The following is a 22,857-nucleotide window of genomic DNA, read 5'->3' as shown; positions in this document are numbered from 1 at the left end:
CATGCCTGTCACCGACGTCATCACCGATGCCGACAACCTGACCATGACCGTGGTCGCCGACTTCGCCGCCCCCATCGAGAGGGTGTGGAGCGCCTACTCCGACCCGCGGCAGCTCGAGCGCTTCTGGGGCCCTCCCGGATGGCCGGCCACCTTCACCGCGTGGGACCACACCGTCGGCGGTCGTGCGCAGTACTCGATGAACGGTCCGCGCGGGGAGAAGTCGTCCGGGTCGTGGGAGTTCATCTCGATCGATGCGCCGAACGCGTTCGAGGTCATCGACTCGTTCGTCGACGAGAACGGCACACCGCTCGACGGCTTCCCCGCCCAGCGGATGACCTTCGCCTTCGAGTCCACCGCCGACGGCACCCGCATGACCACAACGAGCCACTTCGACTCGGTCGACGCCCTCGAACAGGTCGTCGAGATGGGTCAGGTCGAGGGGATCAAGATGGCCATGGCGCAGCTCGACGCCGTGCTGCAGGATCTCCGCGACTATGCGCAGGGCAAGGGCACGCGGCTGGAACTGCTCGACGACACGCACGTGCGCATCACCCGGCTGGTCGATGGACCGCGCGAGCTGGTGTGGCGCGCGCACTTCGAGCCCGAGCTCATCCGTAAGTGGATGCTCGGACCCGACGGGTGGGAGATGACGGAGTGCGTCGCCGCCACCGAGGTCGGCCAGTCCTACCGGAACTCGTGGGCGCCGGTCGGCGACACCGAAGGGCAGCCGTTCGGGTTCGAGGGGGAGGCGCTCCTGATCGATGCTCCGCGCCGCGCAGTGACCACCGAGCGGATGCAGGGCATGCCGACCGAGACCCTCAACGATCTGAACCTGTATGAGGAGGACGGCGCGACCCTCGTCACGCTGCTCATCGAGTACCCGGACAAGGAGACGCGCGACATGATCCTCGCCACCGGCATGGTGGACGGCATGGAGTCGTCGTTCGCCCGCCTGGAGCGGGAGCTGCTCGCCGTCTGAGTGTGAACAACTCCTCAGGACCGGCCGGACCCCCGGCGGTCCGGCCGGTTCTCCGGCTCTCGGCGCACTGTTCTTGAGGAGTTGTTCACGCGCCGCCTGCCGCACCCGACGCGGAGTCGGCAGGCGGAACCCGATGAGGCGGGATAGGGTGGCGTCACGATGAGGATCACGCGCCGCACTCTGCTCCTCGGCGCCGGAGCCGGTGTCGCTTCGGTGCTGCTCGTCTCCTGCACCCCCGAACCTGCGCCCACGCCCACCCCGACGCGCACGCGTGAGCCGGAGCCTCCGCCCGGGGTTCCCGCCGCGGCAGGGAGCGTGCGCAGCACCTGGACAACGGACCCGTACTCTCTCGGCGCCGTCAGCTTCACCCCGGTCGGTGTGCTGTCCGATACCCGCTCCGCCTTGGCGCGACCCGTCGGCAAGCGGCTGTTCTTCGCGGGCGAGGCGACCGACGTCGACGCTCCCGGCACGGTGCGCGGAGCCATCGCCTCGGGCACCCGCGCCGCCGAAGAAGTCATGGTCCCGGCGACCTCGGGCGAACGCATCGCCGTGGTGGGCGCAGGACTCGCCGGCGCGACGGTCGCCGCGCTCCTCGCCGAGGGCGGCATGGAGGTAACGGTCTTCGAGGCACGAGACCGTGTCGGCGGGAGGATCCACTCGCGCCTCGACGACTCCTGGCCCGTACCGGCGCAGCTCGGGGCCTGGCTTTTCAACGCGGACGACAGCGAGGTGCTCGATCGCCTGAGCAGCGGGGAGGTCGGGATCGTCGATCTCTCCGGCGAACTCTGGCGTGGAGCCGATGGCGACATCGACCCGGTCGACCCGCAGCCTTTCGACGCCGCGATCACGACGGCCCAGGCTGCTCCCGAAGACACCTCCGTGGCCGACGCGCTGACCGCCGCGGGTATCGACCCTGCTGACCCCGCGACCGCCGCATTGCTCGCGATCCTCGCCGCCCGCACCGGAGCCGGCGCCGACGAACTCTCGAGCTGGTTCGCGCCGCCGTTGCCCACAGGAGACCCGAAGGCGGCGACGGGCGACCTCACGCCGTTCATCGAGAAGACGCTCGACGGCGTCACCGTCGGCCTCAACTCGCCCGTCGCGAGACTGGCGTACGACGACTCGGGGGTGAGCGTGCGTCTCGGTACCGGGGAGGCGCTGTCGTTCGACCGGGTCGTCGTCACCGTGCCGCTCGGGGTGCTGCAGGACCGGAGCATCGAGTTCGACCCGCCCCTGCCCTTCTCCAACCGCGGCGCGGTCTCCGCTCTCGGCATGGGCGCGATCGAGACGGTGTGGCTGCGCTGGGACGAGGCGTTCTGGGACAGCGAGGAGGCGATCTGGCACTCTGTCGGTGCCGACGTGGCGATCCCGACCTGGATCAACCTGCGACCCGCGACCGGGGAGAACGTGCTCGTGGGGATCGTGGGCGGAGCGGCTGCCGCCGACTTCGCGCAGCTCGACGAGGACGAGGCCATCGAAGCCGCCCTCGCCTCGCTCTCCCTCTACGTCTGACCGACGCGCTCGTCTATCGAGGCCTGCACGACCGTCGGAGTCTCCGCGCTCTGCTCGCCCTCCCTGCGCAGCGTTCGCGGCAGCGGCATGCGGCTGATGAGCACGAGCACCGAGGCGACCAGGGCGAACGTCGCGAGGGCGATCGCGGACGACACGAGGAACTCCAGCGGTCCGCTCACCTGTCGCGGGTCGAGGAAGTAGTAGGGGTACCAACCGATCAGTGGCCCACGGATCATCGTGAACACGCCCCAGAGCACGGGATAGGCGAGCGTCACCGGCACCACCCGCCACGGGACGGAACGGTGCCCGGGGGCGAGCGCCCATGCCGCCACCGTCACTGCGGGCAGCCAGAAGTGGAGCACCTGATCCGACCACGGGACGTCGATGCGGATACCGCGGACTCCGGCCTGCCAGACGAGGATGGCGAACACGAGTCCAGCCGTGATCGTCCAGGTCAGCACGAGAGCCAGCGCGACCGTGAGCCAGCGCGGATCGCGTGCCGTGCGCAGGGCGATCACGCCCGCGATGCTCAACAGCACCACGAACGCGATGTTCGACTGGTTGGTCAGATAGGCGAAGAAGTTCTGGCTGGCGATGGTGTTCGACGCCAGGCCCCAGGCGAGTCGATGGATGAGCGCCACGAGGCAGACGGCGGCGGCGCCGAGGCGGAGCAGGCCGAAGACGGTGCGGGCCTTCACCGCTGCGTCACCACCCATTCCGTCATCCGCCGAGTCTACGGACCGCTCCTCGGAGGAGCCGCCGTGCCGCAGCGGGCGCCCTCACCCGCGACGGTCGCTCAGCGCCGCGGCTCCCGGGTCGACCACAGCGCCAGAGCGACGAGCACGGGCTGGAAGAACAGTCTGACGAAGCGCTTCATGTCGGTGTCGAGACCGAATCCGTCGCGGTGGTGCATCCACTGCGCCACGTTGCCGGGGAACACGGCGACGAAGAACAGGGCGGCGATCGTGCCGACGGTGCGCCGACGGCGGCGTGCCAGCAGCAGAGCGGAACCGAGCGCGACCTCGGCCACGCCGGAGGCCAGCACCGTGGTGTCGGGGTCGAGGGGCAGCGACTCCGGCACCTGCGCCTGGAACTCCTCGCGCGCCACCGTGAGGTGGGAGACGCCGGCGAAGACGAGCGATGCGCCGAGGAAGATACGGCCGATGGTGCGGGCAGGAGTCGACATGGTGCGAGTGTACGCCTCCGCCACTGCGCTCAGATCAGCCGACGGAGTGCCTCTTCGAGCGAGACGCCCTGAGCCTCTGCACGGTCTCGCAGCCTCGCGTGCTCGTCGGACGACAGCGGGATGCGCAGCTCGATCGGGTCGTCCTCCGGCGCATCCAGCCCGTCGAGGAGATCGGAGGCCTCGGCCCACAGGGTCTCTGCGCCGGGCGCCGGTGTTGTGGGAGTGGAAGCCGGAGCCGAGGGGGCGGACGAGGCGACCGCAGCTGAGGCGGCGACCGCAGCTCCGGCATCCGTCACCATCGTGAAGCCCGGTCCTCGCCGCGGTTCCTGCTTGGCCTGGTACGCCTTCGCTGCCGCGTTCGCCCGCTCGTCGGCGGCCTCGTTCAGGGGGTGACCTGCGTGGCCCTTGACCCAGGAGAACTCGACGTCACGGCCGCGGATGGCTTCGTCGATGCCCTCCAGCAGGTCGCGGTTCAGCACCGGTCCGCCGTCGGACTTGCGCCAGCCCTTGCGCTTCCACCCCGGCATCCACTTGGTCACGGAGTCGATCACGTACCGGCTGTCGCACTCGATCAGCAGCTTCTCGTCGGTGCCGGCCGTCGCGCGCAGCAGTTCCAGCACGGCGCGCAACTCGCCCTGGTTGTTGGTGCCGTGCGGCGAACCGCCGGCCGCCCAGTTCGCGTCGTCGATGTACCAGGCCCAGCCGTTGGGGCCGGGGTTGCCCAGGGCGGAGCCGTCTGCGGCGGCGGTGATCGTCATCCTCCAACCGTAACGGTGGGGGACGACGCGGAATTCACCGCCGGACCACCATCGGGGTACCGGTGACCGGATCGGGTGTCACCACCGCGTCGATGCCGAAGACGTCGCCGACGCGCTCTGCCGTGATGAGTTCGGACGGGGTGCCGGTGGCGATCACGTGCCCCTCCTTCATGAGCACGAGGTTGTCCGCATACCGAGCCGCCTGGTTGAGGTCGTGCAGCACCGCGATGACGGTCTTGCCCTGCGTGTTGAGGTCCCGCAGCAGATCGAGCAGCTCGTACTGGTGCGCGATGTCGAGGAAGGTCGTCGGCTCGTCGAGCAGCATCACCGGTGTCTGCTGGGCGAGCAGGAGCGCGACCCAGACGCGTTGCCGCTGCCCACCGGACAGCTGGTCCACGTAGCGCTCGGCGAGGTCGGTGGTGTTGGTCGCGGCGAGAGCCTCGCGCGTGGCGGTGTCATCGGTGGACGTCCACCGCTGCAGTGCGGAGTGGTGCGGATACCTGCCGCGCGAGACCAGGTCGGCGACGCGCATCCCCTCGGGGGCGATGGCGTCCTGCGGCAGGAGTCCCATCCTGCGGGCGAGCTCCTTGGAGCCGTACTCGCCGAGCGCGCGTCCGTCGAACAGCACGTCGCCTGATTCGGGCTTCAGCACCCGGGCGAGGGCGCGCAGCACGGTGGACTTGCCCGAGGCGTTCGGCCCGAGGATCACGGTGAACGACCCCTCCGGCAGCGCCAGATCGACGCCGTCGACGACGACCTTGCCGTCATAGGCGACGACGAGTCCACGGGCTTCGAGTGCCGGGTGCGGCGTGGTCATTGTTCCTCCGGGTGTTCGAATCGCCCGAATGGTTCCGTTTCCGGGTGGGATGGAACCAATCGAGCGATTCGAAAGGGGTCAGCCGAGCAGGTCTTCGACCTGGTCGATGACAAGGTTGGCACCGATCACGCCGATGCCCACCATCCAGGTGTCGTCCTCCACCTCGAAGGCCTTGTCGCCGGCGGGGCCGGGCTGGGCGCCCCACAGTCCGGTGATCCGCTCCTGCGTGGTCGCGGTCGGGTCTCCGCCGGGGCTCATGTAGAACACCACGTCGCCGTCGATCTGCTCGTAGAGCTCGGGGCTGAGCTCCATCATCGAGTACTCGTTCCAGTCGCGGTCGGCGCCCAGGTCGAACCCCATGTCGGTGAGCAGCGAGCCCGAGAACGTGCCGGGCCCGTACAGGCGGAAGTTGTCGGCACGGAAGCGGACGATCGATGCGGTGGTGCCGTCGGCTTCGACCGCCGAGCCGACCTCGGACGCACGGTCCTCGACGCCCTTGATGAGCTCGTCCATCTTGTCGCTCTGGTCCACGGCGGCGGCGGTCAGCACGGCCTGCTCGGTCCAGTTGGTGCCGGTGTCCTCCGAGAAGACGGTGGGCGCGATGGCCGACAGCTCCTCGTAGAGTGCCTCGTGCCGCACCTTCGAGCCGATGATCAGGTCGGGGGCGAGGTTCGCGATCGCGTCGACGTCGGGCTCGGCGATGAAGCCGATCGATTCGGTGCCGTCGAGATCATCGGCGAGGTAGGCCGGGAAACCGCGTCCGGCCCCGATCTCCGGTGCGCCGACCGGAGTGATGCCCAGGGCGACCAGCGCGTCCATCTGCGGGGAGTCGAGCACGACGATCCGCTCGGGTACCGACTCGAACTCCGTCTCGCCCATCGCGTGCTCCACGGTATAGCTCGAGTCCGTGGCGGGAGCGGATTCCTCCGCTGCGGGGGTGCTCGAGCATCCTGTGGCGATCAGGGTGATCGCGGCCAGAGAGGCGACAGCGGTGGCGAGCGGACGGAAGCGCGTTCGATGAGGTCTGTTCACGTCTCACAACCCTAGTGATGTTTGGTTAGGCTATCCAAATATGAGTTCCGAACCGGTCGTCGTCACGCGTCGTCGTGCCCCGCTCGCGGCATCCCGCTTCCCCGTGTGGTTCGGCATCGCCCTGGTCGTGGCCGTGCTGGCGATCTCGCTGGCATTGAGCCTCGCCGTAGGTGCGCGGTTCGTGCCCCTCGGCGAGGTGGTGCTCTCGCTGTTCGGCACGGGGGACCAGAACGTCCTGAACATCGTCGGCGAGCTGCGCGTGACCCGCACCGTCAACGCGGTCATCTGCGGCGTCGCGCTGGGTGCTGCCGGTGTGCTGATGCAGGCGCTCACCCGCAACCCGATCGCGGACCCCGGGATGCTGGGGGTCAGCGCCGGCGCCTCGTTCGGCGTGGTCGCCGGCATGAGCGTGCTGGGCGCCCTCGGCGTCGGCGGCACGATCTGGCTCGCGCTCGCCGGAGCCGCTCTCGCTTCTGCGGTGATCTTCTGGTTCTCGGGCACCCGGTTCGCCTCCGGTTCGCCCGTGCGACTGATCCTCGCCGGCGTCGCGTTCTCGGCCATCCTGGCCGGGCTCTCGCAAGCGATCGTGCTGACGGATGAGACGGTGCTCGACGCGTTCCGCTTCTGGCGAGTCGGCTCCCTCACCGCCCGACCTGTGGAAGAAGCGCTGCCGCTGGTCGTCTTCATCATCGTCGGCGTGATCCTCGCTCTGCTGCTCGGGCCCGCACTGAACCTGATGGCACTCGGCGACGACAGCGCGATCGCCCTCGGGGTGAAGCCCGGTGTCGTGCGCGCGCTCGTGCTCCTCGCCGTCACGCTGCTGTGCGGCACGGCGACCGCGATCGCCGGTCCCATCGCGTTCGTCGGTCTCGTCATCCCGCATCTGCTCCGTCGCCTCGTCGGACCCGACCTCCGCATCGTGCTGCCGCTGTCGCTGCTCGCGGCCCCGGCGATGCTGCTTCTGGCCGACACCCTCGGCCGCGTGATTGGCGGAGGCGGCGAGGTGCAGGTCGGCATCGTCACGGCTCTGATCGGCGGCCCGCTGCTCATCGCCTTCGTGGTCGGCAGGCGGACGGCGGGGATCTCATGAGCCTGCGCACCGTCGCGCTGACGTCCGACGACCGTGTCCTCCGCGGAGAGCGCTGGTCCTTCCGGTTCAGCCATCGCACGGCCCTCGTGTGCGGCATCCTCGCCGGCGTCCTGCTGGTGCTGCTGGTCGCCGCGCTCATGATCGGCGAGTACATCATCACCCCGGCCGCACTGATCGAGACGCTCCTCGGTCGCCCACCGGAGCGACTCGACGAGTTCTTCGTCCTCGGGCGCCGCCTGCCGCGAAGCCTCGTCGCGATCGTCGTCGGCGCGAGCCTGGCCGTCGCCGGGGCCGTGTTCCAGAGCCTGACCCGCAACCCGCTCGCCAGCCCCGACGTGATCGGCATCAGCAGCGGTGCCTCGGTCGGCGCGGTGGTCGTGATGCTCGTGCTGGGCGGATCCCTGGCGCAGGCGGCCCTCGGAGCGGTCATCGGTTCCCTCGTGATCGCGGGCGTGATCGTCGTGTTCACCGCGCGTTCCGGGCTCCACGGCGTGCAGTTGATCCTCACCGGTGTCGCGCTGTCGGCCACCGCCATGGCCGTGGTCGACTACGTGCTGACGCAGGTGTTCGTCGCGAGCGCGACCACGGCGCAGACCTGGTTGATCGGATCGCTGCAGGGCCGGGGATGGGGTGATCTGCTGCCTGCGCTGATCGCGTTGCTCCTGATCATCCCGCTCCTCGTCTGGGCGGCGCCGGCTGCGCGGATGATGGCACTCGGCGACAGTGTCTCGACCGCACTGGGCGTGCGGACGGTGCGGGCGCGATGGATCCTGCTCGTCGCCGCGACCCTGCTCGTGGCGGTCGCCGTCGCCACGGCCGGGCCGATCTCGTTCGTCGCGCTGATCGCCCCGCACATCGCCCGGCGTCTGACCGGTGCGACGAGCTTCCTCGCCTCGGGGCTCGTGGGGGCGCTGCTGCTGCTCACGAGCGACCTGCTCGCGCAGAACATCTTCCCGGCGCCGATCCCGGTCGGCGTCGTCACCATCACCGTCGGCGGCGCATTCTTCCTGTGGCTGCTCTGGAGAGAGGGGGCTCGGCGTGGCTGAGCACACCATCGACCGCGTCCGTCCTCCACAGCGTCCTCGCCGTTCCGGAGCTCGCGTCTTCGCCGCCCGCGTCACGGCCGTGCGCGATCTCACCCCGCACATGCGGCGGCTCACCATCTCCGCGGCGGAGTTCGCCGACTACGCGCCCGCGGGACCGGACGAGTACCTCGGTCTGCTGCTGCCCCGCGACGAGAGCGTTCCGCTCGTGCTGCCCGCGAACGATGGGACGGAGAACATCCGTGCGGCTGTCGCGGCCATCCCCGACGAGGAGCGGCCGGATCTGCGCTGGTACACGTTGCGCGACCACCGCCCCGAGGCTCGCGAGATCGACGTCGACTTCGTCGTGCACGGCGACGAGGGTCCGGGAACCCGGTTCGCCGGGCGAGCGCGGGTGGGCTCGGCTCTCGGCATCCGCGAGTGCACGGCCCTGTATGCCCCACTGCCCGAGACCCGCGCCCGAGTGATCATCGGCGACGAGTCGTCACTGCCCGCGATCGCCCGCATCCTCGAGGCGACGGAAGCTGCGGAGACGCATGTCTTCATCGAGATCGCGGATGCCGCGGAGAAACAGGATCTCGCGGGCGCCGTCACCTGGGTCGAGCGCCGGGGCGAGCTGCCCGGTACGCGACTGCAGCAGGCGGTGCGCGCCGCTGAGCTGCCCGAGGTGATCGACTATGCGTGGGTGTGCGGAGAGCGACTCGCGGTGCAGGAGCTGCGCCGTCACCTGGTCGACCGTGGCGTCTCGAAGGACCGGATCACGTTCTCGGGCTACTGGCGGCTGGGTGAGGCGCGGGGCTGAGGTCGGCGGCTCCGGCCGGTCCGTCAGTCCTTCTCCGGGTCGTCGTCCTGGGGTTCCCGGTTCTCGGTCGCGGTGGCTTCCGGCGCGGGAGGGGCGACCGGGAAAAGGACCGAGCTCAGGTCACCGCTGGTCTCTGCGCCGAGTCCGATCGACAGCGGATCGACGACGGGTGCCGTGTCGAGGACTTCCGATTCGGAGCGCTCGAGCGGTTCCGAGGGCAGCACCCACTGGTTCTCTTCTTCTTCAGGCTTCTGCTGGAACAGTCCCATGGGGTCCATTGTGACCCCGTGCGGCCGAGACGGGGCCGCATTCACACGCGATTGATCGGATGCCGCCGCGCGCCCGGGGGTGTCAGGTGGAGGCCGCGCGGCGGAAGGTGAAGTACCCCGAGACGCCACCGTGATTGACGACACCCGTGCCGGTGCTCATCAGCCGATCTGAGGTGGTGGCGCCGGAATCGACGAAGGCATATCCCGTGTGCTCGAGCCGCCACCCCAGCCTCTCGACCTCGCCTAGGAAGTAGCCGACGCTCTCGTTCTGGAGGTAGTCGTTCTCCGCGGAACCCCAGGATGACGGGGCCCCGGTGAGGCGACTGACCTCGACGTGCAGGTGCAGCAGGGGGTCGCCCCTGGTGTACGCATCTCGTGCTGCTCCGAGCAGCCGTTCTGCTTCTTCCGTCGTCAGCATGATCCCCCTTCACGAGACCGCCGGTCGACGGCTCACCTGAGAGCGTACGTCGGATGGGGTGTCAGGTGGAGGCCGCGCGCACGGCGTCGACGAGCGTGCGCCAGGGGCCGTCGAGCGCGGAGTCCGGCAGCTCGCGTTCGCGTCGCTCGGACGGCGTGCGCGCTCGGATGCTCCACATGAACCGATCGGCACCGACGCCGCCGTCCGGTTCCTGGTCCCACGGGCAGCGGTCGATCAGATCGATCCATTCCACGGCGTCGTCGGGTTCCGCTTCCACCCGCCACTGACGGCGGATGCCGGCGATGCCGCCGGTGCGCACCACCGCGATGACGACCTGCGCGTCAGTCGGTGGAGGGGACTCGCTCATCCTCATAGACTCCCACGGTCGTCCATGCCCGTCGAGCGGCTGCGGCGGTGGCGGCATCGAGGGTCGTGGCCGCGGCGATGGTGGCGTCGGCGAACTGTGTGAAGGTCGCGGTGCTCGAGAGGCCTCCGGTGAGGGCGCGATACCAGACGGTTCCCGCGCGCTCCCAGGCGTTGCCGCCGAGGTCGGTGGCGAAGAGGGCGAACGCGCGGTTGGGGATGCCGGAGTTGATGTGCACCCCGCCGTTGTCTTCGGTGGTGCGGACGAAGCCGCTCATGTGGTCGGGCTGCGGATCGCGGCCGAGTTCGTCGTCGTCGTAGGCAGTGCCCGGTGCGATCATCGAGCGCAACGCCGCGCCCTCCACGGCGTCGGTGAAGATCTCGGCGCCGATGAGCCAGGTGGCCTGGCCGGCGGTCTGGCCGAGGGAGTACTGCTCGGTCAGGGCGCCGAACACATCAGCGATCGACTCGTTCAGGGCGCCGGGCTGCCCCTGGTACTCGAGGTTGGCGGTGTGCTGCACCACGCCGTGGGCGAGCTCGTGGCCGATGACGGTGAGCGAGGCGGTGAAGTGCTGGAACACCTCGCCGTCTCCGTCGCCGAACACCATGCGCTCGCCGTCCCAGAACGCGTTGTCATAATCGACGCCGTAGTGCACGGTCGCGTCGAGCGGGGCGCCCGCGTCATCGAGGGAGTTGCGACCGAACGCCGCCAGGAGCATCTCGAAGGTGGCCCCGAGCCCGTCGTAGGCCTCGTTCACCGCGGTGTCTTCGACGGGGGCATCGTCTTCGCCGCGCACCACCGCGCCGGGCAACTGCTGAGTGTTGCCCGCGTCGCTGATGGTGCGGTTGGGGGCGTCGGACAGCTGCGCGACGAGATCGCCGTTCTCGTCGATCGACAGGTCGATGCGGGCGCGGAACGGCGGACGCCCGGCGGTCAGGGTCTGTCGCGCGGCAGCTGCGGCCTTCGGGAAGCGGCCAGACTCGGCCAGACGCGCGAGCAGATAGGAGGGGACCACTCCATGACGTTCTCCGGATGCTGTGCTGCTCATGGTGCGACCCTACGCCGGGGTGCCGACATTTTGTGTCAGTGGGAACACCAGTTGCGATACTGGGGCATCCGCGCGCCGCTACTGCGCCTTTGGAAACAGGTGGCTTCTGCGCCGATCGGTTGACAGAGTTTCGCACCAAAGGTAGCGTGCAGGGAATCGGAAGGGAGGTGCGAAATGACGCTCAAGATTACCGCTAAGCCGGTCCGTAAGCTGCGCCCCTTCAAGCCTTGAGGCAGAAGTGGCATGCACTTTAAATAGTGGGGGGCGTGGCGTCTTCGAATCTTCGTCCACCGTCGCGCCCCCTCAAAGGCGCGACAAGTACACGAAGAGGGCGTTATGGAAGTCATCTCCCAGTTGCGAGCTGCAGTTCCCCAGAGCATCGACGAGATGCGGGCAGCGCGCGAGGAGGACGAAATCTCAGCGATTCGCCAAAGCATCATCCGGTATGCAAGGTCGGCTCGCGGAGAAGCGAATGTATTGTTGCGTGAGCGGCTTGAATACGCACTGACGCACGCACCGTATTACCAAGCCGGCAAGATGAAGCTCGATGCCGACGCGATCTTGAGCTCTGTGCCGCCGCTGAGGAAGACAGAACTTCAGAACCGATTTGCGGAGTTGATCTGTCGTGGCTCAGACGGGGAAGTTTTCGGAGATGACCTGTACGTCGCGAGCACATCGGGGAGCACTGGTGTCCCCACGACCGTCATCCGGGACACGGAATCCGCATTCTGGGACACGGTCGCCCATCAGCGCATAGCCGATGAATACCGGGTCTCCGATGATGATGATGTTTGGGATTTCGGGCTGCGTGATCCTGAAGATCCCATTCTCTCGGTGGAACCTCTATTGCCGGGGCGTTTGCGATGGAAATTCAGGCGATTCGACTCCGGTCAGTCCTTCAACGACGAGATCATTTCCGGTGCGGTTGAGCTTTCGTCCCCGGGCCTGATCATCGGCGCTCCGTCTCGGCTGATCGACGTTGCTGCATTTCTCGAGCGAAACAAGATCACAGTCCGGCCGAAGGTGGTGATCACCACCTTCGAGCAGATCAGCTCGTCTCAACAGGAGTATCTCTCGAAAACGTTCGGCGCGCCGGTGCGACGGATGTACGGAACCGCCGAGACGGGGATGGCGGGTTGGGACTGTGAGGAGGGAAACCTGCACTTCGACACGGACTGCGTCTGGCCCGAGACCGAACCCTCATCGGCACAGGAGGATGCGTATCGCATCCTCCTTACTCCCTTGAGGAACGCGGCGATGGCACTGCTCCGGTATGAGACGGGTGACCTGACCAACTCGGCTTTGTCCGCGGCGTGCCCGTGCGGGGCCGGGACGCCGATGGTCACCAGCCTGATCGGGCGTGAGTCTGCCGTGTTGTACGACCCGGAGGGGCGATCCTACAGTCCGTTCAGCGTGCTCGAGGTGGTGGGGCGTCTGCAGGCGAGAACAGCATTCCAGCTTCAGCAGCGCGACAGGAGTCACGTAGAGGTGCATCTCGCAGGGCCCGTGAACGACCCTGAGACGCTCGCGACGCGAATCGTCGACGAGCTGAGCGCCACTCCTCAGAACACGCTGAGATTCGTCGTGTTCGAAAGCTCGGAGCTCAAACAGGCCGCGACAGGCAAGATCAACCCCGTGCTCCAGCTCATCTAGTTTTCCGTCGCGCGCCACGCTGTCTCCTGCGCCGCACACATGGACGACAGCCTCGATCGGCGTCCCACCCATACACCTGCCGAGGATGGTGCAATGCCCTATATCTTTCCCGATCGGAAATGCTCGAATTGCGAACGATTCGACGGGGCGCTCGCCTACGCGCCGATCGTCCAGAGTGAACTAATGGTTGCCTTCATAAATGAGCGCCAACGATCTCGAGGGGCCCTTGTCGTGGCGCCGCGGCGACATATTCTCACGCTGGAAGAGATGACCAATGCTGAGCGCAAGGAGATGGCCCGGGTCGTCGCCCAAGTGGCCGCAGGTGTCCGCGATTCGCTCAAGCCAGATGGCGTGCACCATTTCTGCAATGCAGGCGAGCCGGCGGGCCAGTCTGAACCCCATCTCCATGTTCAGATCGTTCCTCGGTATGCCGATGCCGAGTACGGGTTCGGGCCGAGCGACGATATTCCGTTGACGAGCCTTTCTGAGCAGATGAGAATCGCACACGCGATCGCCGTAGCGTTGAATCCATTGCCCGAGGGGGAACAATGAGCATTGCCGCCGATGAGTTTCAGATCGCGGGACGATCGTACGGTATCGACGAGCACGGAGTGCTCTGTCAGGTGGACCCACAATCGTTTCAGTATTCTGAGGAGTACGTATCTCGGTACGACAACCCCGAATACCGCGAGAACGAGAAGAAGCTGAGCGCTATCAGACTCGAATTCTGCAAGGCTTCGCTTGGTCGGGACATAGTCTCGCTGTACGATCTCGGATACGGAAATGGCGCCTTCCTGCGGCATGCCCGCGGCGAAGTCTCCTTGTTGTACGGATATGATGCGGCCGAACTCGAGGTTCCGGGAGTCACGCAGTCGGTAGACACGACGATGAACGTCGATGTGCTGACGATGTGGGATGTGCTCGAGCACATCTCAGACCTGTCCTTTCTCGACGGTATCGGAGCGGAGATGATCGCTGTCACCGTTCCGTATTGCCATTGGCGTACAGAAGGGATCGGGTGGGTCGAGAGTGAGTACATCCATCTGAAGCCTGACGAGCACGTGCGTCATTTCGACCCGGACTCTCTCGCCGAGACGATGAGATCCCATGGATGGCGAAATATTGCCCTTTGCAATAGCGAGGATGTGGTGCGCACTTCGAGACATCTCTTGGCCAACACCTTCACCAGTGCATACGTAAGGGGCTGAGCGAGTGGAAGCAATCATGCGGACAACAGGGAAGGAAGTCCATGCCTGATCAGACGGATGAACGTGCCGATGCGCGACAAGACTGTCCGCTCTGCGCTGAGTTCGAGTCGACCCCACACGTCCTGGCGCGGACCCCGCATGCAGTGGCGTTCATCCCCCCTTGGTCGAGGGGCGTGCCGAGCGTGGCAGTCGTTCCTCGCGTGCACGCGCAGTCCTTCGAGAAGATGGGCTTCGATGAGTTCGAGTCCACGTTCGAAGCGGCCGTGGAGATCATGCCATCGCTGCGCAAGGCATTCGACCCCGAGGGAATGAACTTCTGGTGGGACGAGGGCGCCGCCGCAGGGCAGGTGCTTCCTCATACCTTCATCGAGCTCGCCTGTCGTTTTCAAGACTCTGACTACAGGTACCGGCCTCTCGATGAGCTTCCCCTCCGACCGGACGGCGAGCGTGAGGCGATTCACAAGCGGGTCCTCGACGAGATGGGGCGCGATGGTGTTTGAAACACGCGAACCACCGCACATCGTCGTCTTCGGCGATCTGATCGTCGACTACTGGCTCGCAGATGAGGCGAGCCGCGCAGGCGAGATCGAGAGCAGACCGCGGAGATATTCCCATGTGGATCTGGGCGGAGCCGCGAACACGGCGGCGAACGCTGCTGCTCTCGGCGCGCGAGTGACCTACGTCGGGTGTGTGCCCGACAGTGCTCTATCGGTCATCCCCGAGATGGAGAAGGCCGGCGTGACATTCTGCCGAATTTCGGGGTGTCTGGCGGACACAGCAGGTGCGCGATTCCGACTGCGAGTGGATGGTGGTCTTCGCCGGAGAAAGGGACGCGATGCGAAGCACAACCACAAGTCCGTCGCTGACGACGTACGTGTAGCGATGGCGTTGCTCAGCGCCGACGCTGTGATCGTATCGGACTACGGTCAGGAGGATACGGGCGCGCTCGTGCAGCTTCTGTCCAACATGCGACGGTCGGTTCCCACCCTCGTCGTCGACACGGCCTCGCCTCATACGTGGGCCGGCGTTGGCGTCGATGTCCTCAAGATGAATCATCGCGAGTATGCACATGCGCTCAGCACGTCATCGCTTTCGGCGGCGCACGATGGTTCGGGCGAAGCAGACGATGGCATAGGCGAGGAGGCAGCATCGCTTGCATCGCTGCTGAACTGCGCACTCCTGGCTGTCTCGAGTGACGTGCACGGCGTCTACCTCTTCGACAGTGAGAGACAGGTCGGTAGAACGCACCCCGGGACGATCTCCGAGGAAGACGCAACAGTCGGTGCCGGGGATCTGTTCGTTGCGGCCATCACGCTGCATCTTGCGTGCGGAATCGGACCGGTCACTGCAGCTTCCCTTGCCCAGGCGGCTGTCGATTTCTCGCTCGGTCCGCGACGGACGGTGCGCTTCGGGCGCTCGAATCTGTACTCGGACGACCAGTTCGCGCGGGTCAAACCCAGGTCTGTTTTCACCAATGGGTGCTTCGACCTCATACACGGCGGTCACCTGTCCCTGCTGTCGTACGCGCGCAAGATCGCAGACTTCGTCGTCGTCGGGCTCAACTCGGATGAGAGCATCAGGGAGCTCAAAGGGCCTTCCCGCCCGGTGCTTCCCTTCGAGTGGCGAAAGGAAACACTGGAGGGGTTGGGCCTGGTAGATCGGGTTATCGAGTTGGACGGCATATCTCCCGTCCCTTTGGTCGAGAAGTTCCGACCGAACATCTACCTCAAGGGCGGGGACTACTCGCGTGTGAGCCTGCCATTCTTCGACGAGATCTCCCCGCTGGTCGACTCGATCGAGTTCACGCCGCTGGTGTCCGGCCGCTCATCATCGCTCATCGCCGATCGAGTGCTCACACGTCCGGGGAACTAGATGGACTTCACATACATCTCCATCGATGTCGAGACCGATGGACCTTCAGTGGTCGAGAATTCTCTTCTCAGCCTGGGGGCGGTTGTGGCCGGCCGCCAGAGTTCGGGTGAATACAGCTCCGGTGTCGAGCTCGAACAAGGAATACAGGTCGACTTCGCGCCCGTGACAGAACACTGGGACCCTGCGGCGCTGGAAGCCACAGGAATCGATCGGAGATGGCACGAAGCCGAAGGCGTGGATCCCGAAGCGGGCATGAAGGTCGTTGAGGCCTGGATCGAGAGAGTTTCCGAGGACACTGTGCCCGTGATGGTTGGTTACGCGGTGGCCTTCGATTGGATGTTCGTCACCGCGTATATGCATAGGTACCGCGGGGGGTCCCCGTTTCATCACTCGCGGTACCTGGACATCAAGTCCGTGTTCGTGGGCGGCGCCCCCGTCGAGTACGGGAACGCGACGCGAGCAGTGATCCAGGACATGTGTCTGCGAGAGAAACCAACCAACAGCCACGTGGCACTGGAAGATGCGATTGAACAGGCCCACCTGTTCAACGGGGTGATGGCAACCGTGACGAATCAGAACGTGACAAAACAGGAGGAGTTTCCACGATGAGTTCTAACCAGAAAACAGCTTGGGAGAATCCGGATCGATACCTCGAAGTGCTCGATTCGCCGCTGCACCGATTGATCGTCACGGTTCAGGATTCCCTCACCTATGGGACATCGAACTATTGGCGGTCACGGGGGGTGAAGGCGGCTCATCTGCCCATCACCACGGGCGCGATCTCAAGCCCGATGGGGCGGGGGAGCGACTCGAGCCCGGTTCATATCGAGCTGTTCGGAGTCCCCACGTACCTGGCGGACTCCATGCAGTTCGGTCTCGAGTACGCGCTCCGTCTTGCGGAGAAGGGGGCGTACTACGTGATGCCATCGTTCCGCGGGGAGGATGCGGATTCCACTCATCTCTGCCAGTTCTACCACTCGGAGGTAGAGATTCCCGGCAGCCTCGATGACGTCGTTCAAGAGGCGGAGCACTATCTGAAAGCGATCACTCGGCAGGTGCTGGAAGACGCTGGGCCTGAGATCGAAGCCTACTGCGGTACGATCTCGCATCTGGAGCATCTCGTCACGCAGGATCGCTTTCCCCGAGTCACGTTCGATGAGGCAGCCCGATTGCTTGACGATTCCAAGATCATTCAGCATGACGGGTGGCGCGACCTCACGCGAAGTGGCGAGCACGACCTCATTCGGCTGCACGGAGGCCCTGTCTGGCTGACACATTGGGACTCGCTTTCGGTGCCGTTCTACCAAGCCACCACGCAAATGCAGGAAGTAGCGCTGAATGCTGACCTGCTGTTCGGCCTGGGTGAAGTCCTCGGGTGTGGTGAAAGGCATCAAGGCGCGTCGACGCTCCGGGAATCGATGAGACGTCACGAGGTCGATGAGGGCCCCTACGAGTGGTATGTGAGGATGAAAGAGGAAGCGCCGCTTCAAACCTCCGGCTTCGGAATGGGCACAGAGAGATTCATCGCATGGGTTCTGCAGATGGAAGACGTCCGCGATGTGCAACTCATGCCACGAGCCAACGGTCGACAGCTCGTCCCGTGATAAGTCCTTCCGACGTCGATTTCTCTCCGCTTCCTGCTCCGGTGGCGACACTGTTCACCGACGTGCTGATCGCCTTCGAGAGCGCAGGAATCGGTTGGACGCTGAGCGGCAGCGCGTGCACCGGGGAGTTCGACCGCTGGTCTGACCTCGACCTGAAGGTGTCGATTTCCACGGGGGAGGCGACGGAAGTCGTCCGAGCGGCGGTGACGTCTGCCGGCGGTCAGGTGTTGTCGCAGTACTCGGGCGTCGCCGTGCATCGCCCTCAGCTCGAGGTGATGTACGTGCTGACGCATGCGCACATCGCCAAGATCGATGTCGACGGTGTCGCCGCGATGCTTCCCCGCGGGGATGCCGATTGGCCGCTCGTGTGGGCGCCCCCGTGGATCTATCAGATCTCGATCCGCATCGCCCGCGGAGAGTATCTCGCGGCGGCAAGGGCGATTGACCAGTACCGAGAGGACGCTCTCATCCCTCTGATGGAGCGGCGTCTGCACCGAGGGTTGACCGGGCATCGCCGCCTTGAGGAGCGGCTTTCCGAAGCCGATCTCGCGCGCATCATTGGCACGTACGCGACGAGACCGAGCAGAGTCGAGTTGACAGCCGCATGGTCGAATCTCTGCGATCTCGTCCGTGAAGAACTCACTCGTGGCGGCTATGCCGCGACGCGCGCTCTCTTTGAGCGATTCGTGCTCGCCGCCTCATCCCAACTGAGCTGAACACTGAATTGTCTGTATCGAACGAGTGGCGCCGCGACCTGAGGGGCGGCACTGTCGAGCTGTGCTGGATGGACCGAGGGGTGCACTACTCGGTCCCGACTGAAGCGGCGTCCCATCGCGAGGGACCGGCCGTTTCGGTCTGCGTCAACGGCGGCCATGACGGCGCTCGTTGCACCCGCAACAACGGGTTCGAGCCGAGAGCAGCGGCCCGTTCTCGGGGCGTTCGCGAAGAGATTGACGCATGGGAGAAGACCCCGGACGGCGACTTTCTCCTCGCCGTCAACGAGCGCGGTCTCTCCGGCGTTCGCATATGGAATCGCCATGGGCGCCTCGAGTGGAGGACGACCATGCCTGGCGTGATCAGGGAGATCGTGTGGCTGGGCCGTCCCGATCATTTCGCGGCCATCCTGGACCACCCCGGCAGCCCCTGCGACATCGTCGTCGCGGATCGGAGTGGTGTTGTTCGCAGCGTGGTTCCTGACTCCGGTTTGGACGTCTCACTCTTCGGCTTTCAGCGGATCGAATGGAGATCGTTCGACGGCGTCCCGATCGACTGCTGGCGGCGAACCTCGCGCCGCCCGAAAGGAGCGGTCATCGCCTTCCACGGGGGGCCCGCGCTCCAGGCGCGCCCCCGGCAGTCCTCGACGTTCGATGCGCTCGTTGCGGCCGGATTCGAGGTGTTCGACGTGAACGTCCGCGGCAGCGCAGGGCGAGGAGAACACTATCGCGGGCTTGACGACGGACCCCTCCGGGTGGACGCGGTGCACGACGCCCTCTATGCGACCGATCTGATCGCGGAGCTGACGGAGGGCGTCCGTCTCTGCGTTCTCGGCGTCTCCTATGGGGCGCTCTTAGCCGCGAATGTCGTGGCTTCGAGAGATTTCGTCCAGAGCGGTGTCGGAATCAGCGGTCTGTACGACCTTGAGGACTACATGTCCACGACAGGCGGTTCCCGCATCGAGTCGATAGAGGAGTACGGGGTTTCGTCCGATTGCTGGAAAGCGGTGACCCCCAAGTTAGATTCCCCTCGCGCAGGACGGATGTTGATCGTTCACGGCGGTGTCGACGAGAACGTGCCGATCGAACATGCCAGAAGAGTGGCTTCGACCTGGGGCTGCGGTGTCGACTTTCTGACCTTCGACCGCGAAGGACACGGCGTCCACTCGGCTGAGAACAAAGCCCTCCTCGATGGGGCGGTTGCGTCCTGGGTATCGCATAGATTGAACGACGGTGTGCATCGTGAGTAGCCGAGGGCCGGCTATGACTCTGCTGCGCAGCCGAGCCTTCCGCTGGTACTTCATCGGGCGGACTACATCGACTTTCGGGTCGTCTTTCGGGATACTCGCCCTCACCTTCGGTGTGCTTCACTTCGGGGGCGGTGCGATCGATCTGGGATTGGTTCTTGCGGCACCCGCATTGCCTGCCGTCGTCTTCATCCTGCTCGGCGGCGTACTGGCGGACCGCTTCGAGCGGAGAACGATCGTCGTTCTCGCTGACCTGATGATGGCTCTGACCCAGGCCTTGACGTGTCTGATGTTCGCTGTCGGGTGGTACAACGTCTGGGCGCTCGTCGTGATCCAGCTGATCAGGGGAACTGCCAGCGCGTTCTTTCTTCCCGCAGCCACCGGAATACTGCCGACGATCGTGCCCAAAGAGCATCTGCGCGAAGCGAATGCGCTACTTGAGGTCGCGCAGAACGTGGTCAGCGTCGTCGCTCCAGGGGTGGCAGGTGTAGTCGTCGCGATCTACGGGCCAGCGGTGGCACTGGGAGTGGACGCGGGCACGTTCTTCATCAGCGCCTGCTTCGTCGCACTGGTCCCCGCTGCTGTACGGAAGGCCGGCGACACGCAGACGAAGTCGAAGAATCGCGGCATATGGATTGATCTTCGAGTCGGTTGGAGGGAGTTCGCGTCTCGGCCCTGGGTCTGGCAGATGGTCGTTTCGTTCTCCATCTATCAGGCGACCCTGCTCCCCGCTATCGCGCTCCTCGGACCAGTGGTCTTCGAGGACAACGGCTACGGTGTGGCCGGCTGGGCAGCCGTTCTCGCGGCCAGAGCGATCGGCTCGGTCGTCGGAGGTCTCGTCGCCTTCAAGGTCCGCGTGTCGCGACCACTCCTCCTGTGCGTGATGCTGGTACTGCTCGACGCTCCCTTCCTCCTCGCGATCGCCAGTTCCTTGCCTGTCGGCTGGGTCTCAGCCGCTGGGTTGCTGTCCGCTGCGGGGGTGGCAGTTGCGGGAACACTGTGGGTGACGACGCTGCAGAGCCGGATACCCCCGGACGCGATCTCGCGAGTCAGTTCATACGACTGGCTCGGCTCGCTGTCGCTGAACCCAGTGGGAAACGTGGTGATCGGAGTCGTCGCGGCGGCTTTCGGAGCCCCGATCGTGATCTACGTGGTGGTCTTTATCCTGGTCGCCATGCAGTTGCTATTGACTATGAGCGCTTCTATACGTGCTCGACAGGATGACGTCTAGCGGCGTGGGAGGAGGCGTTCCCTCGCGCGGGAGCGAGGATTGTGCTCTTGAGCGCGAGGCAGCTCCCCTCCCTTCCTCGTCCGGTGATCAGTGCTGCTCGATGCTCAGCACTGTCGTGCGCAGTCCGTCGGATTCGAACTGCACCGGCATGCCGGGGTGGTCGACAGAGAACCAGAAGACACCGTCGACGGTGTCGTACCTGCGGCAGGTGAGCGCGCCAAGGGGAGTCGTCAGGCTCACCGTCGACACACTCGTGGTCTCGGGATCGAACGCGGAGTGGCCCTGGAGTTCGAGCCAGGTCACCCGGTTCGAGACGACCGCCTTCGGGTCCTCGACCGACCAGCGGTCGAGCGTCGCACCCTCGTCGTCCACGTCGTGATAGCGGTTGACGTGCTCGCCGAGCGGGCCGTCCGGACCTTCCAGGAGCAGGTGGATCGTCGTGCCGTTTCCGATGGCGTCGCGGATCTCCGCGGCGGTGAACGGTGTCGGAAGGAGTGCGGGGTCGATCAGGTTCGGATCAGGATCGGTCATGGAGCCAGTCTGCGTCATGCCCCGCTCGTTCGTCACGGGATGGTCTCGATGGCCCGGTCCCCACCACGATTCCTTGACAGGATTGCGTTCTGTATACAGAATACCAGTACGCCCGAAGGGTGTTCCCGACCTGATCTTCCAATGATGAAAGAGGTAGCGAGATGGCACGTGCGAACGTGACGCGGTTTCTGGCACTGGGGGCCGCCGGCGCTCTGGCACTCGGACTCGCCGCGTGCAGCGGTGGAGGTGGAGGAGGCGGTGGAGGCGTCGACGCCGACGGCAACGCCACCGTCGTCTGGTCGACCTGGGGCACGGCCGACGAGCTCACCCGCTATGAGGAGTTCAACAAGGACTTCATGGAGCGCCACCCCGACATCAAGGTCAAGCTGCAGCCCGTGGCGGACTACGGCGACTACCACTCCAAGCTGCTCGCTCAGCTCACCAGCAACACCGCCCCCGACGTGTTCTACGTGGGCGACGACAAGATCGGCCAGTTCGTCGACTCGAACCGGCTCATGCCGCTCAGCGACCTGATGGACTCGAAGGAGAGCAAGACGAAGAAGGACGACTTCTTCCCCGGGCTCTTCGGCGCTGCCGAGAACGACGGCGAGGTGTACGCCGCCCCGAACGACTCGAACCCCGACGTGTTCTGGTACGACAAGCAGGCGCTCGCCGCCGCCGGCATCACCGAAGACCCGGCGACCCTGGCCGAGAACGGCGAGTGGACGACCGACAAGTTCCTCGAGATGAACAAGAAGCTCCACGACGCGGGCCTGACGGGAACGATGTACTGGAACTACTGGGCGACGCACTGGAGCTGGCTGTCGTCGCAGGGTCTCGACGCCCCGTACGACGACTCCGGTGCGTTCGTGGCGAACAAGGATGCCGACACCGTCGAGTCCGTGCAGCAGCTCGGCGACCTGTTCGAAGACGGCACCTTCGTCGTGGCGGACACCCTGCCGGACGGGGCCGGGGCCGACAGCGTGTTCGTCACGCACAAGGCCGGCTTCTTCGTGCAGGGCCGCTACACGATCGGCACGGTGAGCGCGACGGGCGAGCAGGACAGCTACGACATCGTGCAGTGGCCGACTCCCGACGGCGAAGCCGCTCCGACCGGAGTCGCGACCAGCTTCCTCGCCATCAACGGCAAGACCAAGGTGAAGGACGCCGCGTTCACGTTCTGGACCGAGTTCCTCTCGGCGGAGGGGCAGACATTCCGTCTGCAGGGCGGCGGCAATGCCGTCCCGTCGATCAAGGGCGCCGATGATGTGGTGCTCGAGGGCGACTACCCCGCGCATGCGCAGACCTTCCTCGACATGCGTGACATCGGATTCGAGGACTACCCCGCCGAGGCGCGCGTGCCTGGCCTGCCGACCGCGATCGCGGACGAGTTCCTGAAGCTCTACCAGGGCAAGACCGACGCGCAGGCCACCCTCGACACGATCGCCGACGTGGTCAAGGACCGGTCGGAGAAGTAGGC

At 65.8% G+C, this 22,857-nt stretch carries 26 protein-coding genes; 16 read left to right on the top strand and 10 right to left on the bottom strand.

All coding sequences use genetic code 11. The annotated features are described in order from the left end of the window. Position 1: 1 nt before the first annotated feature. On the top strand, positions 2–979 hold the full coding sequence (locus tag AAY78_RS03335) for an SRPBCC family protein (protein WP_046746940.1): 978 nt from the start codon (positions 2–4) through the stop codon (positions 977–979). Between the two features lie 159 nt (positions 980–1,138). Continuing rightward, positions 1,139–2,491 (top strand): flavin monoamine oxidase family protein, encoded by a 1,353-nt coding sequence (locus AAY78_RS03330; protein WP_046746939.1) that lies wholly within the window; start codon positions 1,139–1,141, stop codon positions 2,489–2,491. On the opposite strand, the gene AAY78_RS03325 is transcribed toward AAY78_RS03330, so the two are convergent. The 5 genes from AAY78_RS03325 to AAY78_RS03305 all read right to left on the bottom strand — a co-directional run bounded on the left by AAY78_RS03325 (position 2,482) and on the right by AAY78_RS03305 (position 6,284). After that, positions 2,482–3,207: a Pr6Pr family membrane protein gene (locus AAY78_RS03325; RefSeq protein WP_046746938.1), complete on the bottom strand. Its 726-nt coding sequence runs from the start codon at positions 3,205–3,207 to the stop codon at positions 2,482–2,484. The genes AAY78_RS03330 and AAY78_RS03325 overlap by 10 nt on opposite strands. Positions 3,208–3,287: 80 nt before the next feature. Further along, a complete protein-coding gene (locus AAY78_RS03320; protein WP_046746984.1) occupies positions 3,288–3,677 on the bottom strand; it encodes a DoxX family protein in 390 nt (129 codons plus the stop codon). A gap of 29 nt (positions 3,678–3,706) precedes the next feature. Further along, on the bottom strand, positions 3,707–4,435 hold the full coding sequence (locus AAY78_RS03315; protein ID WP_046746937.1) for a ribonuclease H family protein: 729 nt from the start codon (positions 4,433–4,435) through the stop codon (positions 3,707–3,709). A gap of 34 nt (positions 4,436–4,469) precedes the next feature. Then, a complete protein-coding gene (locus AAY78_RS03310; RefSeq protein WP_046746936.1) occupies positions 4,470–5,252 on the bottom strand; it encodes an ABC transporter ATP-binding protein in 783 nt (260 codons plus the stop codon). A 78-nt stretch (positions 5,253–5,330) separates the two neighbouring features. After that, positions 5,331–6,284 carry an ABC transporter substrate-binding protein gene (locus tag AAY78_RS03305; RefSeq protein ID WP_046746935.1) on the bottom strand — a complete coding sequence of 318 codons (954 nt, stop codon included), beginning with the start codon at positions 6,282–6,284 and terminating at the stop codon, positions 5,331–5,333. A 40-nt stretch (positions 6,285–6,324) separates the two neighbouring features. Here AAY78_RS03305 and AAY78_RS03300 point away from each other — a divergent pair, with 40 nt between their 5' ends. From AAY78_RS03300 to AAY78_RS03290, 3 genes are read left to right on the top strand one after another with little or no spacing between them, the layout of a single operon-like run. Continuing rightward, entirely contained in the window at positions 6,325–7,374 is a 1,050-nt protein-coding gene (locus AAY78_RS03300) for a FecCD family ABC transporter permease (protein ID WP_052748627.1), read from the top strand. Then, complete coding sequence (locus tag AAY78_RS03295) at positions 7,371–8,420, top strand: FecCD family ABC transporter permease (RefSeq protein WP_052748626.1); 1,050 nt, start codon at positions 7,371–7,373, stop codon at positions 8,418–8,420. The genes AAY78_RS03300 and AAY78_RS03295 overlap by 4 nt, the downstream gene beginning before the upstream one ends. Then, positions 8,413–9,219 (top strand): siderophore-interacting protein, encoded by an 807-nt coding sequence (locus AAY78_RS03290; RefSeq protein ID WP_046746934.1) that lies wholly within the window; start codon positions 8,413–8,415, stop codon positions 9,217–9,219. The genes AAY78_RS03295 and AAY78_RS03290 overlap by 8 nt, the downstream gene beginning before the upstream one ends. Positions 9,220–9,242: 23 nt before the next feature. On the opposite strand, the gene AAY78_RS03285 is transcribed toward AAY78_RS03290, so the two are convergent. From AAY78_RS03285 to AAY78_RS03270, 4 genes are all read right to left on the bottom strand, one after another. Beyond that, positions 9,243–9,488 carry a hypothetical protein gene (locus tag AAY78_RS03285; protein WP_046746933.1) on the bottom strand — a complete coding sequence of 82 codons (246 nt, stop codon included), beginning with the start codon at positions 9,486–9,488 and terminating at the stop codon, positions 9,243–9,245. 82 nt (positions 9,489–9,570) lie between these two features. Continuing rightward, on the bottom strand, positions 9,571–9,906 hold the full coding sequence (locus AAY78_RS03280; RefSeq protein WP_046746932.1) for a hypothetical protein: 336 nt from the start codon (positions 9,904–9,906) through the stop codon (positions 9,571–9,573). Positions 9,907–9,967: 61 nt separating this feature from the next. Further along, the gene (locus tag AAY78_RS03275; RefSeq protein ID WP_046746931.1) at positions 9,968–10,273 is read right to left on the bottom strand and encodes a protealysin inhibitor emfourin; all 306 of its coding nucleotides are present in this window, start codon (positions 10,271–10,273) and stop codon (positions 9,968–9,970) included. Further along, positions 10,248–11,318 carry a M4 family metallopeptidase gene (locus AAY78_RS03270; protein WP_046746930.1) on the bottom strand — a complete coding sequence of 357 codons (1,071 nt, stop codon included), beginning with the start codon at positions 11,316–11,318 and terminating at the stop codon, positions 10,248–10,250. The genes AAY78_RS03275 and AAY78_RS03270 overlap by 26 nt, the downstream gene beginning before the upstream one ends. Positions 11,319–11,654: 336 nt before the next feature. Between AAY78_RS03270 and AAY78_RS03265 the strand changes: the two genes are divergently transcribed. The 10 genes from AAY78_RS03265 to AAY78_RS03220 all read left to right on the top strand — a co-directional run bounded on the left by AAY78_RS03265 (position 11,655) and on the right by AAY78_RS03220 (position 20,846). Continuing rightward, positions 11,655–12,971 carry a hypothetical protein gene (locus AAY78_RS03265; protein ID WP_046746929.1) on the top strand — a complete coding sequence of 439 codons (1,317 nt, stop codon included), beginning with the start codon at positions 11,655–11,657 and terminating at the stop codon, positions 12,969–12,971. 39 nt (positions 12,972–13,010) lie between these two features. Next, positions 13,011–13,523 (top strand): HIT family protein, encoded by a 513-nt coding sequence (locus tag AAY78_RS19470; protein WP_082108556.1) that lies wholly within the window; start codon positions 13,011–13,013, stop codon positions 13,521–13,523. After that, entirely contained in the window at positions 13,520–14,179 is a 660-nt protein-coding gene (locus AAY78_RS03255; protein ID WP_046746927.1) for a methyltransferase domain-containing protein, read from the top strand. The genes AAY78_RS19470 and AAY78_RS03255 overlap by 4 nt, the downstream gene beginning before the upstream one ends. A gap of 41 nt (positions 14,180–14,220) precedes the next feature. Then, positions 14,221–14,679, top strand: coding sequence for an HIT family protein (locus AAY78_RS03250; protein WP_046746926.1), 459 nt, complete (start codon positions 14,221–14,223; stop codon positions 14,677–14,679). Beyond that, positions 14,597–16,051: a PfkB family carbohydrate kinase gene (locus tag AAY78_RS03245; RefSeq protein ID WP_082108555.1), complete on the top strand. Its 1,455-nt coding sequence runs from the start codon at positions 14,597–14,599 to the stop codon at positions 16,049–16,051. Before AAY78_RS03250 ends, AAY78_RS03245 begins: the two co-directional genes overlap by 83 nt. Further along, a complete protein-coding gene (locus AAY78_RS03240) occupies positions 16,052–16,660 on the top strand; it encodes a 3'-5' exoribonuclease domain-containing protein (RefSeq protein ID WP_052748625.1) in 609 nt (202 codons plus the stop codon). Continuing rightward, positions 16,657–17,655, top strand: a complete 999-nt coding sequence (locus tag AAY78_RS03235) for an asparagine synthetase A (protein WP_046746924.1) — start codon at positions 16,657–16,659, stop codon at positions 17,653–17,655. The genes AAY78_RS03240 and AAY78_RS03235 overlap by 4 nt, the downstream gene beginning before the upstream one ends. 41 nt (positions 17,656–17,696) lie before the next feature. Next, positions 17,697–18,371, top strand: a complete 675-nt coding sequence (locus AAY78_RS03230; RefSeq protein ID WP_046746923.1) for a hypothetical protein — start codon at positions 17,697–17,699, stop codon at positions 18,369–18,371. Positions 18,372–18,727: 356 nt separating this feature from the next. Next, positions 18,728–19,618 carry an alpha/beta hydrolase family protein gene (locus AAY78_RS03225; RefSeq protein ID WP_164734070.1) on the top strand — a complete coding sequence of 297 codons (891 nt, stop codon included), beginning with the start codon at positions 18,728–18,730 and terminating at the stop codon, positions 19,616–19,618. A gap of 13 nt (positions 19,619–19,631) precedes the next feature. After that, positions 19,632–20,846: an MFS transporter gene (locus AAY78_RS03220; RefSeq protein WP_046746921.1), complete on the top strand. Its 1,215-nt coding sequence runs from the start codon at positions 19,632–19,634 to the stop codon at positions 20,844–20,846. A gap of 87 nt (positions 20,847–20,933) precedes the next feature. Here the strand turns inward: AAY78_RS03220 and AAY78_RS03215 are convergent, their stop codons facing one another. Further along, positions 20,934–21,377, bottom strand: a complete 444-nt coding sequence (locus AAY78_RS03215) for a hypothetical protein (RefSeq protein ID WP_231589646.1) — start codon at positions 21,375–21,377, stop codon at positions 20,934–20,936. Between the two features lie 161 nt (positions 21,378–21,538). On the opposite strand from AAY78_RS03215, the gene AAY78_RS03210 reads away from it, so the two are divergent. Further along, the gene (locus AAY78_RS03210) at positions 21,539–22,855 is read left to right on the top strand and encodes an ABC transporter substrate-binding protein (protein WP_052748624.1); all 1,317 of its coding nucleotides are present in this window, start codon (positions 21,539–21,541) and stop codon (positions 22,853–22,855) included. The last annotated feature ends 2 nt before the right edge of the window (positions 22,856–22,857 follow it).

This window comes from Microbacterium sp. Ag1, assembly GCF_001005635.1.
In the GTDB taxonomy this organism is placed as follows: domain Bacteria; phylum Actinomycetota; class Actinomycetes; order Actinomycetales; family Microbacteriaceae; genus Microbacterium; species Microbacterium oxydans.
The sequence above is the reverse complement of the archived record's forward strand: the minus strand, read 5'-3'. Positions and strand labels throughout refer to the sequence as shown.

What these genes read in the sequence shown, in the direction of transcription:
- AAY78_RS03335 (WP_046746940.1), top strand. Translation starts at nt 2, where the DNA reads ATGCCTGTCACCGACGTCATCACCGATGCCGACAACCTGACCATGACC.
- AAY78_RS03330 (WP_046746939.1), top strand. Translation starts at nt 1,139, where the DNA reads ATGAGGATCACGCGCCGCACTCTGCTCCTCGGCGCCGGAGCCGGTGTC.
- AAY78_RS03325 (WP_046746938.1), bottom strand. Translation starts at nt 3,207, where the DNA reads ATGGGTGGTGACGCAGCGGTGAAGGCCCGCACCGTCTTCGGCCTGCTC.
- AAY78_RS03320 (WP_046746984.1), bottom strand. Translation starts at nt 3,677, where the DNA reads ATGTCGACTCCTGCCCGCACCATCGGCCGTATCTTCCTCGGCGCATCG.
- AAY78_RS03315 (WP_046746937.1), bottom strand. Translation starts at nt 4,435, where the DNA reads ATGACGATCACCGCCGCCGCAGACGGCTCCGCCCTGGGCAACCCCGGC.
- AAY78_RS03310 (WP_046746936.1), bottom strand. Translation starts at nt 5,252, where the DNA reads ATGACCACGCCGCACCCGGCACTCGAAGCCCGTGGACTCGTCGTCGCC.
- AAY78_RS03300 (WP_052748627.1), top strand. Translation starts at nt 6,325, where the DNA reads ATGAGTTCCGAACCGGTCGTCGTCACGCGTCGTCGTGCCCCGCTCGCG.
- AAY78_RS03295 (WP_052748626.1), top strand. Translation starts at nt 7,371, where the DNA reads ATGAGCCTGCGCACCGTCGCGCTGACGTCCGACGACCGTGTCCTCCGC.
- AAY78_RS03285 (WP_046746933.1), bottom strand. Translation starts at nt 9,488, where the DNA reads ATGGGACTGTTCCAGCAGAAGCCTGAAGAAGAAGAGAACCAGTGGGTG.
- AAY78_RS03280 (WP_046746932.1), bottom strand. Translation starts at nt 9,906, where the DNA reads ATGCTGACGACGGAAGAAGCAGAACGGCTGCTCGGAGCAGCACGAGAT.
- AAY78_RS03275 (WP_046746931.1), bottom strand. Translation starts at nt 10,273, where the DNA reads ATGAGCGAGTCCCCTCCACCGACTGACGCGCAGGTCGTCATCGCGGTG.
- AAY78_RS03270 (WP_046746930.1), bottom strand. Translation starts at nt 11,318, where the DNA reads ATGAGCAGCACAGCATCCGGAGAACGTCATGGAGTGGTCCCCTCCTAT.
- AAY78_RS03265 (WP_046746929.1), top strand. Translation starts at nt 11,655, where the DNA reads ATGGAAGTCATCTCCCAGTTGCGAGCTGCAGTTCCCCAGAGCATCGAC.
- AAY78_RS19470 (WP_082108556.1), top strand. Translation starts at nt 13,011, where the DNA reads ATGGACGACAGCCTCGATCGGCGTCCCACCCATACACCTGCCGAGGAT.
- AAY78_RS03255 (WP_046746927.1), top strand. Translation starts at nt 13,520, where the DNA reads ATGAGCATTGCCGCCGATGAGTTTCAGATCGCGGGACGATCGTACGGT.
- AAY78_RS03250 (WP_046746926.1), top strand. Translation starts at nt 14,221, where the DNA reads ATGCCTGATCAGACGGATGAACGTGCCGATGCGCGACAAGACTGTCCG.
- AAY78_RS03245 (WP_082108555.1), top strand. Translation starts at nt 14,597, where the DNA reads ATGAGCTTCCCCTCCGACCGGACGGCGAGCGTGAGGCGATTCACAAGC.
- AAY78_RS03240 (WP_052748625.1), top strand. Translation starts at nt 16,052, where the DNA reads ATGGACTTCACATACATCTCCATCGATGTCGAGACCGATGGACCTTCA.
- AAY78_RS03235 (WP_046746924.1), top strand. Translation starts at nt 16,657, where the DNA reads ATGAGTTCTAACCAGAAAACAGCTTGGGAGAATCCGGATCGATACCTC.
- AAY78_RS03220 (WP_046746921.1), top strand. Translation starts at nt 19,632, where the DNA reads ATGACTCTGCTGCGCAGCCGAGCCTTCCGCTGGTACTTCATCGGGCGG.
- AAY78_RS03215 (WP_231589646.1), bottom strand. Translation starts at nt 21,377, where the DNA reads ATGACCGATCCTGATCCGAACCTGATCGACCCCGCACTCCTTCCGACA.
- AAY78_RS03210 (WP_052748624.1), top strand. Translation starts at nt 21,539, where the DNA reads ATGGCACGTGCGAACGTGACGCGGTTTCTGGCACTGGGGGCCGCCGGC.